The sequence below is a fragment of the Streptomyces sp. NBC_01320 genome, assembly GCF_035974375.1.
Lineage (GTDB): Bacteria > Actinomycetota > Actinomycetes > Streptomycetales > Streptomycetaceae > Streptomyces > Streptomyces yanii.
This window is the reverse complement of sequence record NZ_CP108390.1, coordinates 8442979-8456985: the sequence shown is the minus strand read 5'-3', so window position 1 is coordinate 8456985 and position 14007 is coordinate 8442979. Positions and strand designations below refer to the sequence as shown.

At 70.3% G+C, this 14007-nt stretch carries 12 protein-coding genes; 4 read left to right on the top strand and 8 right to left on the bottom strand.

Going from position 1 to position 14007, the window contains the following annotated elements; genetic code table 11:
- Positions 1 to 47: 47 nt before the first annotated feature.
- Genes araD through OG395_RS38445 form a run of 3 tightly spaced genes read right to left on the bottom strand, consistent with a single transcriptional unit; the run spans position 48 to position 3375 of the window.
- A complete protein-coding gene (gene araD / locus OG395_RS38455) occupies positions 48 to 1784 on the bottom strand; it encodes an L-arabinonate dehydratase (RefSeq protein WP_327249589.1) in 1737 nt (578 codons plus the stop codon).
- Positions 1781 to 2683, bottom strand: a complete 903-nt coding sequence (locus tag OG395_RS38450) for a dihydrodipicolinate synthase family protein (RefSeq protein ID WP_327249588.1) — start codon at positions 2681 to 2683, stop codon at positions 1781 to 1783. The genes araD and OG395_RS38450 overlap by 4 nt, the downstream gene beginning before the upstream one ends.
- A gap of 32 nt (positions 2684 to 2715) precedes the next feature.
- A complete protein-coding gene (locus OG395_RS38445) occupies positions 2716 to 3375 on the bottom strand; it encodes a GntR family transcriptional regulator (RefSeq protein ID WP_327247045.1) in 660 nt (219 codons plus the stop codon).
- 219 nt (positions 3376 to 3594) lie between these two features.
- Between OG395_RS38445 and OG395_RS38440 the strand changes: the two genes are divergently transcribed.
- Entirely contained in the window at positions 3595 to 4827 is a 1233-nt protein-coding gene (locus OG395_RS38440) for an MFS transporter (protein WP_327247044.1), read from the top strand.
- Here OG395_RS38440 and OG395_RS38435 read toward each other — a convergent pair.
- Both OG395_RS38435 and OG395_RS38430 read right to left on the bottom strand, forming a co-directional pair.
- The gene (locus OG395_RS38435) at positions 4810 to 5988 is read right to left on the bottom strand and encodes a hypothetical protein (protein ID WP_327247043.1); all 1179 of its coding nucleotides are present in this window, start codon (positions 5986 to 5988) and stop codon (positions 4810 to 4812) included. The genes OG395_RS38440 and OG395_RS38435 overlap by 18 nt on opposite strands.
- On the bottom strand, positions 5985 to 6959 hold the full coding sequence (locus OG395_RS38430) for a 5-dehydro-4-deoxyglucarate dehydratase (protein WP_327247042.1): 975 nt from the start codon (positions 6957 to 6959) through the stop codon (positions 5985 to 5987). Before OG395_RS38430 ends, OG395_RS38435 begins: the two co-directional genes overlap by 4 nt.
- Before the next feature lie 260 nt (positions 6960 to 7219).
- Between OG395_RS38430 and OG395_RS38425 the strand changes: the two genes are divergently transcribed.
- The 3 genes from OG395_RS38425 to OG395_RS38415 all read left to right on the top strand — a co-directional run bounded on the left by OG395_RS38425 (position 7220) and on the right by OG395_RS38415 (position 9694).
- Positions 7220 to 8029: an NAD-dependent epimerase/dehydratase family protein gene (locus OG395_RS38425; RefSeq protein WP_327247041.1), complete on the top strand. Its 810-nt coding sequence runs from the start codon at positions 7220 to 7222 to the stop codon at positions 8027 to 8029.
- Between the two features lie 192 nt (positions 8030 to 8221).
- Positions 8222 to 8452: a hypothetical protein gene (locus OG395_RS38420; protein WP_327247040.1), complete on the top strand. Its 231-nt coding sequence runs from the start codon at positions 8222 to 8224 to the stop codon at positions 8450 to 8452.
- Positions 8453 to 8488: 36 nt separating this feature from the next.
- Positions 8489 to 9694, top strand: a complete 1206-nt coding sequence (locus OG395_RS38415) for a TerD family protein (protein ID WP_327247039.1) — start codon at positions 8489 to 8491, stop codon at positions 9692 to 9694.
- 107 nt (positions 9695 to 9801) lie between these two features.
- Here the strand turns inward: OG395_RS38415 and OG395_RS38410 are convergent, their stop codons facing one another.
- The 3 genes from OG395_RS38410 to OG395_RS38400 all read right to left on the bottom strand — a co-directional run bounded on the left by OG395_RS38410 (position 9802) and on the right by OG395_RS38400 (position 13643).
- Complete coding sequence (locus tag OG395_RS38410; protein ID WP_037691698.1) at positions 9802 to 10032, bottom strand: hypothetical protein; 231 nt, start codon at positions 10030 to 10032, stop codon at positions 9802 to 9804.
- 78 nt (positions 10033 to 10110) lie between these two features.
- On the bottom strand, positions 10111 to 11691 hold the full coding sequence (locus OG395_RS38405) for a TROVE domain-containing protein (protein ID WP_327247038.1): 1581 nt from the start codon (positions 11689 to 11691) through the stop codon (positions 10111 to 10113).
- 494 nt (positions 11692 to 12185) lie between these two features.
- Positions 12186 to 13643 carry an alkaline phosphatase PhoX gene (locus OG395_RS38400; RefSeq protein ID WP_327247037.1) on the bottom strand — a complete coding sequence of 486 codons (1458 nt, stop codon included), beginning with the start codon at positions 13641 to 13643 and terminating at the stop codon, positions 12186 to 12188.
- Positions 13644 to 14007 lie beyond the last annotated feature (364 nt).

Here is a 14007-nt window from a genome sequence, read left to right as displayed (position 1 = left end):
GTTCGGTATACCGAACAGGTGGTGCGCCGGAATTCTCGGTGGGGCGGTCAGCCCGCGTACGGGTCGGGCACTTCTCCCTGCCGGGCCAGGAAGGCGAAGTCGCAGCCGGTGTCGGCCTGGGTGATCTGGTCGTGGTAGAGCGCGCCGTAACCGCGCTCGTACCGGGTGGCCGGCGGCGACCAGGCGGCCCGCCGGCGCTCCAGCTCCTCGTCCGGCACATCGAGATGGAGCAGCCGCGCCTCGACGTCCAGGGTGATCAGGTCACCGGTGCGGACGAGCGCGAGCGGACCGCCGACGTACGACTCGGGGGCGATGTGCAGCACGCACGCCCCGTAACTGGTGCCGCTCATCCGGGCGTCGGAGATCCGCACCATGTCCCGAACACCCTGCTTCAGCAGATAGTCGGGGATCGGCAGCATGCCGTACTCGGGCATCCCGGGGCCGCCCTTGGGTCCGGCGTTGCGGAGCACCAGGACATGGTCCGGAGTGAGGGCGAGCGCCGGGTCGTTGATGGTGCGCTGCATCTCCTTGTAGTCGTCGAAGACGACCGCGGGTCCGGTGTGCCGCAGCAGTTCCGGTTCGGCGGCGATGTGCTTGATGACCGCGCCGTCCGGGCAGAGGTTGCCGCGCAGCACCGCCACGCCGCCCTCCTCGGCGAGGGGGTTGTCCCGCTCCCGGATGACATCGGAGTTGTGCACGAGCGCCCCGTCGAGCTGCTCGCGGAGCGTGTCGTACGAGACCGTCGGCCGGTCCAGGTGGAGTACGTCGGTCAGCCGGGCCAGGAATCCGGGCAGTCCGCCGGCGAAGTGGAAGTCCTCCATCAGATACTTCCCGCCGGGGCGGAGGTTGGCGAGGACGGGGACTGTGCGGGCGATCCGGTCGAAGTCGTCGAGGGTGAGCTTCACTCCCGAGCGTCCCGCCATGGCGATCAGATGGATGACGGCGTTGGTGGAGCCGCCGAGCGCGAGGACGGTGGCGACCGCGTCGTCGTACGCCTCCGCGGTGAGGATCGACGACAGCTTCCGCTGCCGCCACACCAGTTCGACGATCCGGAGCCCGGACTGCGCCGCCATCCGGTCGTGCCCGGAGTCCACCGCCGGGATCGACGAGGCTCCCGGCACCGTGACACCGAGCGCTTCGGCGGCGGCCGTCAGGGTGGACGCCGTACCCATCGTCATGCAGTGGCCGGGCGAACGCGCGAGTCCGTTCTCCAGCTCACCCATCTCGCAGTCGCCGATGAGCCCGGCCCGCTTGTCGTCCCAGTACTTCCACATGTCGGTGCCGGAGCCGAGGACCTCGTTGCGCCAGTGCCCGGGCAGCATCGGTCCGGCCGGCACGAAGACGGTCGGCAGGTCGACGGATGCGGCGCCCATCAGCAGCGCGGGCGTCGACTTGTCGCAGCCGCCCATCAGCACGGCGCCGTCGACCGGGTAGGAGCGGAGCAGTTCCTCCGTCTCCATCGCGAGCATGTTGCGGTAGAGCATCGGGGTCGGCTTCTGGAACGTCTCCGAGAGGGTGGAGACCGGGAATTCGAGCGGGAATCCGCCCGCCTGCCAGACGCCTCGCTTGACCGCCTGCGCGCGGTCGCGCAGATGGACATGGCAGGGGTTGATGTCGGACCAGGTGTTGAGGATCGCGATGACCGGCTTGCCGAGATGCTCGTCGGGAAGGTAGCCGAGCTGCCGGGTGCGGGCCCGGTGACTGAACGAACGCAGCCCGTCCGTCCCGTACCACTGGTGGCTGCGCAGCTCCTCGGAGCCGATCCTTCCGTCCTCGCCCGTCATATCGACCACCCGGCGACCTCGTCGGCGACCTCGGCGCGCTGCGCCTGCGGCAGCTCCCGGCTGGGCGGGCGGACACCGCGGCGGCAGAGTCCGAGCGAGGCCAGGGCCTCCTTGACGACCGTCACGTTGTTGGCGGACTGGCGGTCGGCGCGCAGCTCCTCGAAGCGGCGGATCTGCTCCCAGACCTTCATCGCCGCCGCGTGGTCGCCGGCCCGCAGCGCCTCCAGCATGGCGAGCGAGACCCCGGGGGCGACATTGACGAGTCCGGAGGTGAAGCCGGTGGCGCCGGCGGAGAAGTAGGCCGGCGCGTACAGCTCGGCGAGACCGGCGATCCAGACGAACCGGTCCAGTCCCGCGTCCCGGGCGAAGGCGGCGAACCGTGTGACGTCCGGGACCGCGTACTTCACACCGATGACGTTGGGGCAGCTGTCGGCGAGCCCGGCGAGTGCCTCCCCGCCGAGCTGCGGGTTGCGGATGTACGGGACGACGCCGAGCCCGGGGACGGCTTCGGCGATCGCCCGGTGGTAGTCGACCCAGCCCTCCTGCGAGACGTACGGATGGACGGGCTGATGGACCATCATCATTTCGGCACCGGCGTCGCGGGCGTGCTCGGCCGCGGCCACGGCGGTCGGCACGTCGTGCCCGACCCCGACCAGGATCGTGGCGCGGCCGCCCACCTCGTCGATGGTCAGCTCGGTGACGGTGCGCCGCTCCTCGGGGGTGAGCGCATAGAACTCCCCGGTGTTGCCGTTCGGGGTGAGAATGCGTACACCGCCGTCGAGGAGCCGCCGCAGCAGGGCGCGGTGGGCGGCCGTGTCGATGGTTCCGTCCGCGGCGAACGGGGTCACCGGGATCGCCACGACATCTGCGAGGGCCGCCTTCAGCGGTGTGAGGTCCATGCGGACAGGCCTTTCGTCGGTGTGCTGGTGGTTCACGCCCCGTCCCCCTCGGTCTGCGCTCCGGCGGGGAAGGCACGGCTGACGAACGACGCGATGTGATCGCGCAGGGCCCCGGCCGCGGCGTCCGCGTCGTCGGCGAGCGCGAGCCGCAGGATCTCCCGGTGCTCGGCCGCCTCCCGCTCCCAGGACGGGATCGTCGCCCAGGCGACGGTCGACACGAGCGCCGCCTGGTCGCGGACCTCGTCGAGCATCCGGGCCAGCAGCGGGTTGCCGCAGGGCAGGTACAACGCCCGGTGGAAGTCGCGGTTGGCGAGCGACCGGTCGGCCTTGTCACCGGCCGAGTCGGCCCGCTCCAGGGCTTCCTGCGCCGCGTCGAGCGAGGCCCTGCGCGTGATGGAGCGGCGCAGCGCCTCCGGCTCGAGGAGCAGCCGTACGTCGTACACCTCGCGGGCCATCTCCGCGTCGACCAGCCGCACGGTGACGCCCTTGTACTGGCTCATGACGACGAGCCCGGTACCGGCGAGGGTTTTCAGCGCCTCGCGCACCGGGGTCTTGGAGACCCCGAACTGTGCGGCGAGTTCGGTCTCGACGAGCGCCTGCCCTGGTCTCAGCCGCGCCGTGAGGATCGCGTGCTTGATCGCCTCCAGCACGTACTGGGTGCGGGACGGAATCGGGGTGGGCGCAAAGGTCATGGGTGAAGGGCTCTCGCATCTCACGTATCGCGTCTCATATATGACGTACGAAGTACGACGCGATGAAGTTAGAGGCGGGCCGAATGTTTCGTCAACGCTTCTGGCAGAAGAACTTCCGGCGACCTCGGTGTAGGGCATCTGCCCGATGCCCCGGCCCGCCCTTGGTCGCCAGCATGAATTCCTGACGGAACCGCAGGTCAACGAGGTACGGGGGGCGCGATGACAGGGACGGCGGCAGGAAAGGTGCTGCGGGACCGCAACGCCGGGCTGTATCTGACGGCGGTGGTGGTCTCCGGCTTCGGGACGTCCGCGATGTGGCTCACCGGCGGGATCTGGGTCAAGTCCCTCACCGGGTCGGACAGTCTGGCGGCGCTCGCCGTGTTCGCCATGTGGCTTCCCGTGCTGACCGGTCCCGCACTCGGCGCGGTCGCCGACCGGGTGCCCCGCAAACCCTTGCTGATCGGGGCGAATCTCGCCATGGCAGTGCTGCTCACCTCGCTGCTCGCGATCGATTCGGCGGGGCGGATCTGGATCCTCTTCGCGGTGCTCGTGCTGTACGGGGTGAGCGGTGTACTGATGGATTCGGCCGAGTCGGCGCTCGTCGCACACACCGTCGATCCCCGGCTGCTCGGCGACTTCAACGGGTTCCGGATGATCGCGAACGAGGGCATGAAGCTCCTCGCACCACTGACCGGCGCCGGGCTGTACGCGCGGTTCGGCGGCGGCGCGGTGGCGCTCCTCGACGCGGCGTCGTTCGCCCTGGCCGCCGGGGTCTACGCACTGCTGCGGGTACGGGAGCCGGCCCGGCCCGCCCGCACGGACCGGCGGGGCGAACTGGCAGCGGGAATCCGGCAGGTGTGGGGGTCAACGGTGCTGCGGCCGCTGGTGCTTGCCGGTGCGGTGACGATGCTGTGCGCCGGGCTCAACGGGGCCGCGCTCTACGCGGTCGTCGACGACGGGCTCGGGCACTCCCCCACGTACGCGGGGGTGCTGTACGCGGTGCAGGGCGGCGGGTCGATCGCGGTCGGACTGCTGGCCGGCCCACTGCTGCGGCGCCTGCCGGAGCGGGTGTTCACCGCGGCCGGGATCGCCCTGTTCGCGCTGGCGGTGGGGGTGCGGGCGCTGCCGTACGACGCGGTGGCGCTGGTCGCGAGCGCCGCGATCGGGGCGGGGCTGCCGTGTGTACTGATCGCCGCGATGACGGCGGTGCAGCGGGAGACGCCGGACGCGGTCCTGGGCCGCACGAGCGCGACCGCCAACTCACTGATCATGGTGCCGAACGCGGTGGCACTGGCGCTCGGCGCGGGGCTGGTCGCCGTGCTGGACATCCGGGTGCTGCTACCACTCATCGGTGCGGCGGGCCTGCTGACGGCGGTCCTGCTGGTCACGGACCGGCGGGGGCCGCTGACGGGCACCCCCACCGGTCCGCGTCCGTCATCGACCGAGGCGTGAAAGCCCCTCGGCGACGGCCTCGATGTCCGGGCCGGATGCCAACCCGGCGTGGTACAGGCGTAGTTGGTTCGCGCCGAGCGAGGCCGCGTGGTCGGCGTCACGCTCCAGCGTGGCGGGGCTGCCGCCCATGCCGGTGACCACGGTGAAGTTGGCGGCCACCACTCCCTGACGTCCGGCGAACGGGCCGAGATACGTCTCGCGCTGGGCGTCACCACCCGTGCAGGGCAGCACCACACCGTCCGCCACGCCCATGATGTGCTGCGGGTCGACACCGACGTTCGCACCGGAGCGGTACGGGGCGGGGTCGGCGTGCAGCAACACCTGGAAGCCCGCTCCGGCCGCCGCACGCACCGCGGCGACCGCGGACTCCTGGAGCGTACGGGCGACCCGGCCGCGCCACTGGAGAGTGGCGGCGGCGAGATCGGCGCCGAGGAGCTTCTCGACCCCTGACCAGCCTGCCTCCGAGGAACCGGCGCCAGCCCAGGCGGGCTCCAGGGCCGCACGCACGGCGTCGCCCAACTCATCCGGGTCCAAGCCGTGTTCGGTGTATCCGGTCCGGCAGTCGGGACAGAAGCAGAGTGACATCAGGTACTGCGCCGCGTCCCCGAGCCCGACTCCCGCGATCTTGTCGTGGGCGTGCAGATGCGCGAAGCCGTACCAGCCGCAGGACTCCAGTTCGGTGCCGCGCGCGCCGTCGCGCACCGCCGCCTCCGCGGCCAGGTCCACGAGGTACGCGCGGACCACGGGCTGCGCGATGCAGGGCGCCCAGGGGTAGCGGTCACCGTACGCGTTGACCACCGAGGTGTCCGGATGTTCCGCGCCCAGCCGGGAGTTGTGTGCGAGAACCACCCAGCTGTGCACCTCCACACCGGCGTCCGTCAGCGCCTGCGCGGCCTCGGCGTACGCGTCGTCCGAGGCCACCCAGGACTGCGCGTAGGGGTGCAGCTCGCGCCCCGCCCACCGCCCGGGGTCCGGCGGGTACAGCACCGCGGCGTGCTCGGCGCTGACGATCCGGCGACCGGGATGACGCGGGGTCAGTGCCCGGGTGGAGTGGTAGGCGGCGGCGAGCGTCACCTGCTGGACGCCGAGGTCGGCGACGCGGGCTGCCGCGTCCGGGTCCCCGACGACGTCCCAGGGGTAGAGAAAGGCGGAGGCCCTCACCCGCGCTCCCCGGACGCAGCCTCTTCCTGCCCGTACTTCTCCAGCAGGGCGCGGCCGCGCTCGATGATCGCGGCCAGCTCCTCGACGTGGGCGGCAGGCGGCTCCGTGAGCGGGCTGCGGACGTCGCCGACCGCCAGACCCTCCAGCCGGACGGCAGCCTTCACCAGTGAGACGGCATAGCCGCGGCCCTTGGCGCGCAGTTCGACGAGCGGCCGGTAGAAGTGGTCGAGCAGCGCGTTGACCGGCTCGTCGTCGCCGGATTCCAGCGCCCGGTAGAAGGCGAGGGCGATGTCGGGCGCGAAGGCGAAGACGGCGGAGGAGTAGAGCGTGACGCCGATGCCGCGGTAGGCGAGGCCGGTGAGTTCGGCGGTGGGCAGCCCGTTGAAGTACAGGAAGTCCTGGCCGGGCAGTTCGGTACGGACGGCGCTGACGATGCGCTGCATCAGGTCGAGGTCGCCGTAGCCGTCCTTGAGGCCGATGATGCCGGGCGTCCGGGCCAGGGCGACGACGGTCTCCGGGGTGAAGACGGCGTTGTCGCGCTGGTAGACGATCGTCTCCAGACCGGTGGCGGCGGCCAGCGCCGCGTAGTGGCCGAGCAGCCCCTCCTGGTCGGCGAGGACCAGATACGGGGGCATGGCGAGGAGTCCGTCCGCGCCCGCCTCCTCGGCGAGCTTCGCGTACTGGATCGCGAGGGCCGTGCCGTATCCGGCGCCGGCGACGACGGGCACCTCCCCGGCGGTCTCCTCGACCGCCGCGGCGACGACGAGCCGGAACTCCTCCGGCGTCAGCGCATGGAACTCGCCCGTGCCGCAGCAGGCGAAGACGGCAGCCGCACCTGCGTCGATGCCGCTGCGCACATGGGCACGGAAGGCGTCGAGGTCCACGGCGCCATCCGGTCCGTAGGCGGTGACGGGGAAGAAGAGCGGCCCGGCGACATGGGTGAGTCGGGCGGCAAGGGGGGCTGAGGTCACGGGCGCTCCCTGAGCAGGTTCAGGCGTGCACAATTCTGATCGGTGTCCATACTTATGAACACGCTCACGCTAAGGCAGCCACGCGGCGCAGGTCAAGACGGGAACGCGCGCCGCAGAGCCGGGGTTGCACCCACCTCCTCCACCGCGCGCGAGGTGCGGGACACTTGACGCGATGCGACCGCACTTCCTAGCGTGTCCATGCATGTGAATACTGCCCATGCATTTGATGTGTCGCACGTATGCACCGAGGAGATCCGCGCATGCCCGCTCCCCGTACCGTCCTGCTCACCGGCGCCGCCGGCGGCCTCGGCACCCTGATGCGCGGACTGCTGCCCGCGTACGGCTACGAGCTCCGCCTCTTCGATGTCGCCCCGATCGAGGGAGCGCCGGACGCGATCACGGCCGACCTCGGCGACGAGGAAGCGCTGCGGGAGGCCGTGCGGGGTGTCGACGCGATCATCCACCTCGCGGGCATCTCGCTGGAATCCTCCTTCGACAAGATCCTGCGGGCCAACATCGAGGGGACGTACAACCTCTACGAGGCGGCGCGCGAGGAAGGCGTCCGACGCATCGTGTTCGCCTCCTCCAACCACGCCATCGGCTACCACCCGCGCCCGCTCCCCGGCGACCCGCTGATCCCGATCGACACACCGCGCCGCCCCGACACCCTCTACGGCCTCTCCAAGTCCTTCGGCGAGGACCTCGCCCAGCTCTACTGGGACAAGCACGCCATGGAGACCGTGTCCGTACGCATCGGCTCATGCTTCATGGAGCCGACATCGGTACGGATGCTGTCGGTCTGGATGAGCCCCGGCGACGGCGCCCGGCTCCTCCACGCCGCACTCACCGCCGAGGAGGTCGGCCACACCGTCGTCTACGGCTCCTCCGACAACACCCGCCTGTGGTGGGACCTGACGACGGCCCGGTCGCTGGGATACGAACCGCAGGACGACTCGGAGCAGTACGCGGAGAAGCTCGTCGCCGAACAAGGCGAACTCGACCCGGACAACCCGGACCACGCCCACCTCGGCGGACACTTCGTCACCGACCCGCCGATCTGGCCGTACTGACCCGACCGGAGGAACGAAAGGGTCCGGCCGCGCCTGCGGGGTAAGGACCGGGCTCCCTGAAGAACAGAAGACGGCGGCCCGGTTCCGTGTCCGTTCTGCGCGGCCGCGGTCCGCAGAACGCGGTGCGCTCACCCACGCGCGGCGGAATATTCGCGCGACGTCGCACCCGTGCACCGTGCAGGATGCGGATCCATGCCGAAACCATCCGGATTCCAGTACGAGCGGCACGCCGACGCGAGCGTCACCCTCACCCATCACGGCCGCCCCGCGGGAACCCTGCGCGGCAGCCGGGCGGAGAAGTTCCTGGCCGAGGTGGCGTCCGGGGACGCCCAGCTGGTGATGGCCCGCTGGACCGGCGCGTACAAGCACGGCAACGAGCGGACGGCCCGCAGCCACCCCCGTGACCAACCCGGCAGAAGGTAAGGGAACGGCAAAGCCGCATCGTTCGTTACCCCGTGCATGACCGCTATGACACCTGGCTCGAACATCCCTCTCTCCGCCGCCCGTGTGGCGGTGGACGTCGCCGCCCCGGTGCGGCTCGACGTCTCGGGCCTGCTGCTCACCGTCGACGGCAAGGTGCGTTCCGACGACGACTTCATCTTCTACAACCAGCCCACGGGCCCGGGCGTGACCTACCGCTCGGGCGGCGGCACGGCGCCGGACGCGATCGTGGTGGACACCACCGCGGTGCCGCCCGGCATCGAGAAGATCGTCGTCACGGCCAGCCCGGACGCGGCGGGCCAGACCTTCCAGGGCATCGAGCCCACCGCCACGGTGCGCAACGCGGACGACGGCAGCGTCCTCGCCACCTTCACCCCGCCCCGGCTGGGCACCGAGACAGCGCTCGTGGTCATCGAGGTCTATCTCCGCAACGGCGCCTGGAAGGCCCGCGCGGTCGGCCAGGGCTATGCGAACGGGCTGGCCGGCATCGCCACGGACTTCGGTGTCTCGGTCGAGGAGGAGCCGGCCGCCGCGCCCGCCCCGGTCGCACCCCCGGTGCCCGCCGCCGCCCCCGTGGACCCGCGGATCGCCGCTCCTCCGGTTCCGGCCGCGCCGCCCGCTGCCGCTCCGGCGCCCGCCGGCTCCGGCAAGATCAACCTCGACAAGGGCCGGGTCAGCCTCCAGAAGAACCAGACGGTGTCCCTGGTCAAGGGCGGCCGCCCGCTGCTCTCGCAGGTCAAGATGGGGCTCGGCTGGGAGCCCGCGTTCCGCGGCAAGGACATCGACCTCGATGCCTCGGTGATCGCCTACGGCCCCAACCGGAACCACCTGGACAGCTGCTACTTCGGCAAGCTCTCCATCCTGAACGGCGCGATCAAGCACTCCGGTGACAACCTCACGGGCGAGGGCGCGGGCGACGACGAGGTGATCGTCGTGGACCTCGGCCGGATCCCCCCGGAGGCGACCGGGCTGGTCTTCACGGTCAATTCGTTCACCGGCCAGAAGTTCACCGAGGTAGCCAAGGCCTACTGCCGGCTGGTCGACGCGGCGACCGGTGAGGAGCTGGTCCGCTTCGACCTGACCGGCGCCGAGCCGCAGACCGGCGTGATGATGGCGAAGCTGATCAAGCAGTTCTCCGGCGAGTGGGAAATGACGGCGATCGGCGACTTCGTGAAGTCACGCACCGTCCGCGGCATGGTCAAGCCCGCCGCCCAGGCGCTGTAGGGCTGCGAAAGCCCCTGGCACGCCTTCAGGGGCACCTGCGGGTGCAGGTGCCCCTGAAGCCGGAGAGCGTACGGGGACGCGGACACTGCGCGTGCTCGCCGCCTCTCTCAGAGCTTGGTCAGCTTGGAGTACGGGCTCAGAATCCTCCCCTGGCGCCCCGAGAAGTCGATGAGCACTGCGTCGTTGTCGCCCTCGACAGCAAGGACTCGGCCGAGTCCGAACTGGTCGTGCGACACCCTGTCGCCCACATCGAACAATTCGACCGGTGGGGCCGCCTGGGCCGGGCGGTTGAAGGGACTGGAAGGCAGGTAACGCCGGGATCCGGCTGACTGTTTCATTACCTTGAGTATGCGCCCTGGGAACGCCCGACGCCATGCCCGACCACTCCTGGGGGCGCACTGATGCCGGATTCGTAATCAGCGATTCCAGGGCCAGTCGGCGTCCCTACCCGCTTCGAGCAGGGGCACCATGCGGAATGCCGCGTCCGAAAGACCTCCGAAGGTGTGGCGGTTCGCGCTTCCCGACGGGACGTGACCGACCCGGTATCCGGCCAGATTCCAGGTGTAGACGGGCACGTCGGACGGCACGGCCACGGTGGCATCCGCGGCGTACGAGAACGACGCCTGCTCGTCGGTGACGATCAGTACCCGGTCGTGCTTGCGGAAGTGCCGACGCACCGCCTCCGCGGTGTTGGTGCCGCCGAGGTCACCGAAGCGCTCCAGGACCTTCAGGACGGACTCACCCTTCCGGTACGCAACTGATGCACTGTTCGTGCCGAACTGCACCAGATCGGCCTCGTCGGCCCGCAGCGCCAGCGCCGCACCGAAGATCGCGGCGGCGTCGGCCCGGTTGAGCTGGGAGCGGTCCGAGAGAGGCGACCACATCGAGCCCGAGCGGTCGACCAGGATCAGCGTCCGCCCGCGCAGGGCGGGGACACGCGCCAGCGAGTGGCCGAGCGCCTGCTCCAGCGGGTACGCCCAGCGCAGCGACGGAGCGTGCCGGTACGCCGCGAGATAGCGGAACGGGAACTGCCGCGCCGCGGCGACCACGGCCGGGTCGGAGATCTTCGCCGCCACCTGGGCGGCGACCTCGTCCGAGACACCGGCCTCGTCGAAGTTCCGCAGGTTGCGGACGAGCGCCATCGCCCCCATCGACGGGATGACCGCCTCCCAGGCCGCGGCGTCCATCGGCCCCTGCAGCCAGCCCGCGAGGGCCTCCCACGTCATGCCAGCCGCGGCCAGTCGATCGGCCCCGCCGGGTGCGGTCACGGCGGCCCGCCGCTCCTCGACCGGCAGCTCCATCAGCGCCCGGTGGGCGGTGAGGATGCGGTTCGAGGCGGGCGGAACCGCCGCCTCCGGGTGGTGCCTGCGATCGAGCGCGTACCGGAACAGCTCGCCCTGCCCTGCCCTTTCCGGGTCGGGCACGGCGTGCACCAGGTTCAGGATGTCACCGAAGCGGTAGCCCTTGGACGCGGTGTCGTACTTGAGCAGCGATGTCGCGTGGTAGAGGCGGCGTACTGCATCGGCGATCCCGCGCTTGACGGGCTTCGGCACGGCGCGGCCGTACCGCGAGGTCCAGTACCCGAGCAGCTCACCGGGCTCGTCGGCGCGCAGCAGGACGGAGTCGACGACCTGCCGGTTGGACGGTCCGTCCTCGGCACCCGCGTCGAGCCGCGCCTTCACGTACTCGGCGGCGCCGACGATCGACGCGGTCCGCATCCCGCCCTCGCGGCGCAGCCACCCCAGCAGACCGGCGGTCCACTCGGGGTCGCCGACGGCGAGGATACGCACCAGCTCCGTGAAACGGCTGTCGCGCTGCTCTGCGTTCTCGTAAAAGGTCTCCTGCGAAACGAAATTGGCGACCGCGAGCAGAAAGAGCTCGGAACGGTTGTCGCGAAGATATCCGCGGCCGCCCTGATGGGTGGGCGCGGTGCGCCCGGTGGACTGCACGGGCGAGGCGACACGGGGCCTGGTGGTACGGGTGTTGAAGCGGGTCATGATGAATTCCCCCGAATTCATTCGGAGGAGGAACAGCGCGTGCGGTGCCCGAGGTCAAGAGGCGGCGACGGAATTACTGATGCTCTACCCAGTTGAGCTACCGGCCGTGGCCGGACGGGACTTGAACCCGCAACCGTCAGTTCACATGAAGTAGCCGTCGCCTGCGCACCGGGCACCGCCGGCGCTGCGCCTCCCGAGATCAGAGTCGGCGACGGCGGAACTTGTTTCGAAGAAGTAGCCGCAGCCCGCGCACCGGGAGGTGCATGCAGTTCGTGAAGTTGTCTGTGCCCAGAGATCAGAGTCGGCGGAACCGACGAGGGCGTTCCACCCCTGAACCACACCGGTCGGAAGACCGGCGGCGGGACTCGAACCCGCGATCTCCCCCTTGGAAGTAGGTCCTGCCTTCGCACCTGGACACGGACAGCACCCTAGAGGATCAACCTCCGGACGCACCAAGGCTTTTCATCGGAGCCCCGGGAGCAGTCCGTGCGGCGTCAGTACCGGTTCGGCTGGCGCTTCCACGGGCCCGTGATGGCGAGCATGATGCCGGGCGTCTGGATGTTGGCGAACAGCGTCTTCCCGTCCGGCGAGAAGGTGACCCCGGTGAACTCGCTGTACTCCGGCTTCTCAGCCGTGCCCGCGTTCAGCTCGTTGCGCGCGATCGGGTACGTACGGCCGCTCTCGGTCGCCCCGAAGAGGTGCTGGATGCCCTCGCCGTCCTCGGCGATCACCAGACCGCCGTACGGCGAGACGGTGATGTTGTCCGGGCCGTCGAACGCGCCGTCCTTCGACGGGTCGGCGTTCACCCCGAGGAGCACCTTCAGCGTCAGCGTGCGGCGCTTCGGGTCGTAGAACCAGACCTGGCCGTCGTGCTGGACGGGGCTCTCCGCGCGGGCGAACGAGGAGACGATGTACGCGCCGCCGTCGCCCCACCACATGCCTTCGAGCTTGCGGGCACGGGTGACGTCCTGGTTGCCGAACTGCTTGCGCACGGAGACGGTCTTGGCGTCACGGTCGACGACGTCGACCCAGTCCACGCCGTACACGGTGCCGATCTTCGTGGCGCGGGACAGGTCGTCGACGAACTGACCGCTGCTGTCGAAGCACTTGGTGGCCTGGAGGACACCGGCGTCGTCGGCGAGCGTGCGCAGCTTGCCGCGGCCGTGCTTGAAGCCGTGCGGCGGAACCCAGCGGTAGAGCAGTCCGTTGGGACCGGCCGCGTCCTCGGTCAGGTAGGCGTGGCCGCTCTTGGGGTCGATGACGACGGCCTCATGGGCGTACCGGCCGAACGCCTTGATGGGACGCGGGTCGCGGTTGGCGCGCTTGTCGTACGGGTCGACCTCGAAGACGTAGCCGTGGTCCTTGAGCAGACCGTTCTTGCCGGCCTTGTCCTCGGTCTCCTCGCAGGTGAGCCAGGTGCCCCACGGGGATGCACCACCGGCGCAGTTGGTGGACGTGCCGGCGATGCCGACCCACTCGGCCGTTTGGCCGTCACGGCGGGTCTCGACGACGGTGCAGCCACCGGCGGCGATCGGGTCGTAGACGAGTCCCTCGGCGAGCGGGACCGGGTGCTCCCAGCCGGCCCGGGTGCCGCTCAGCTCGTGGTTGTTGACCAGCAGGGTGACGCCGCGCGGGCCCTCGAAGGTGGCCGTGCCGTCGTGGTTGGAGGGGGTGTACTCGCCGGAATCCAGCTTGGTGACACCGCTGTGCGTGATGATGCGGTACGAGAATCCGGCGGGAAGCGCGAGTATGCCCTGCGGGTCGGGGACCAGCGGCCCGTAGCCGGGCTCGTCGCTGTGACCGTGACCGGATTCGTCGTCGTGGCCCTGCCGGGAATCCTCGGCGGCAAGGGCGCCGGGGGCGGTGGCCAGGGCGGCGACGGTACCCGTCAGGGCGATTCCGGCGCCGGTGAGGGCGGACTGCTTGGTGAATTCCCTGCGCGTGAAGGGCATCACGTACTCCTGGAGCAACTGGGGCGGGTTGGTTGCGGGCTCACACTCCCGCCCCTGTGCTAACGGAAGTTGAACTGACGGCGACGTCGAACGGCACGCTTCCTGTGAACCTTCACAGAGTCGCTGCCGACGACATTCCCTCAGCTGCCCGCCCCGGCCGCCGTGCCCCGCCTCAGAGCCTGTCGGGTGACCTCTGATCGGGCGGCCACGCCCTGGCACGCACGCTTCCCGCGTTGCCGAAATATCCTAGTAGCTCCTTCCCCGAGCTCTCAGCTTCGCTCGAGCAGGGGAGACCCCATCCGAGGACATCCCGCCGCCTTGGAATCGCACGCACCAGACCGCGTCCGCTATCCGATCGAAGGTC

Excerpts from the sequence above, each read along its gene's own strand:
- OG395_RS38450 (WP_327249588.1), bottom strand. The coding sequence starts at position 2,683 with ATGGACCTCACACCGCTGAAGGCGGCCCTCGCAGATGTCGTGGCGATC.
- OG395_RS38445 (WP_327247045.1), bottom strand. The coding sequence starts at position 3,375 with ATGACCTTTGCGCCCACCCCGATTCCGTCCCGCACCCAGTACGTGCTG.
- OG395_RS38415 (WP_327247039.1), top strand. The coding sequence starts at position 8,489 with ATGACCGCTATGACACCTGGCTCGAACATCCCTCTCTCCGCCGCCCGT.
- araD (WP_327249589.1), bottom strand. The coding sequence starts at position 1,784 with ATGACGGGCGAGGACGGAAGGATCGGCTCCGAGGAGCTGCGCAGCCAC.
- OG395_RS38420 (WP_327247040.1), top strand. The coding sequence starts at position 8,222 with ATGCCGAAACCATCCGGATTCCAGTACGAGCGGCACGCCGACGCGAGC.
- OG395_RS38405 (WP_327247038.1), bottom strand. The coding sequence starts at position 11,691 with ATGACCCGCTTCAACACCCGTACCACCAGGCCCCGTGTCGCCTCGCCC.
- OG395_RS38440 (WP_327247044.1), top strand. The coding sequence starts at position 3,595 with ATGACAGGGACGGCGGCAGGAAAGGTGCTGCGGGACCGCAACGCCGGG.
- OG395_RS38400 (WP_327247037.1), bottom strand. The coding sequence starts at position 13,643 with ATGCCCTTCACGCGCAGGGAATTCACCAAGCAGTCCGCCCTCACCGGC.
- OG395_RS38425 (WP_327247041.1), top strand. The coding sequence starts at position 7,220 with ATGCCCGCTCCCCGTACCGTCCTGCTCACCGGCGCCGCCGGCGGCCTC.
- OG395_RS38410 (WP_037691698.1), bottom strand. The coding sequence starts at position 10,032 with ATGAAACAGTCAGCCGGATCCCGGCGTTACCTGCCTTCCAGTCCCTTC.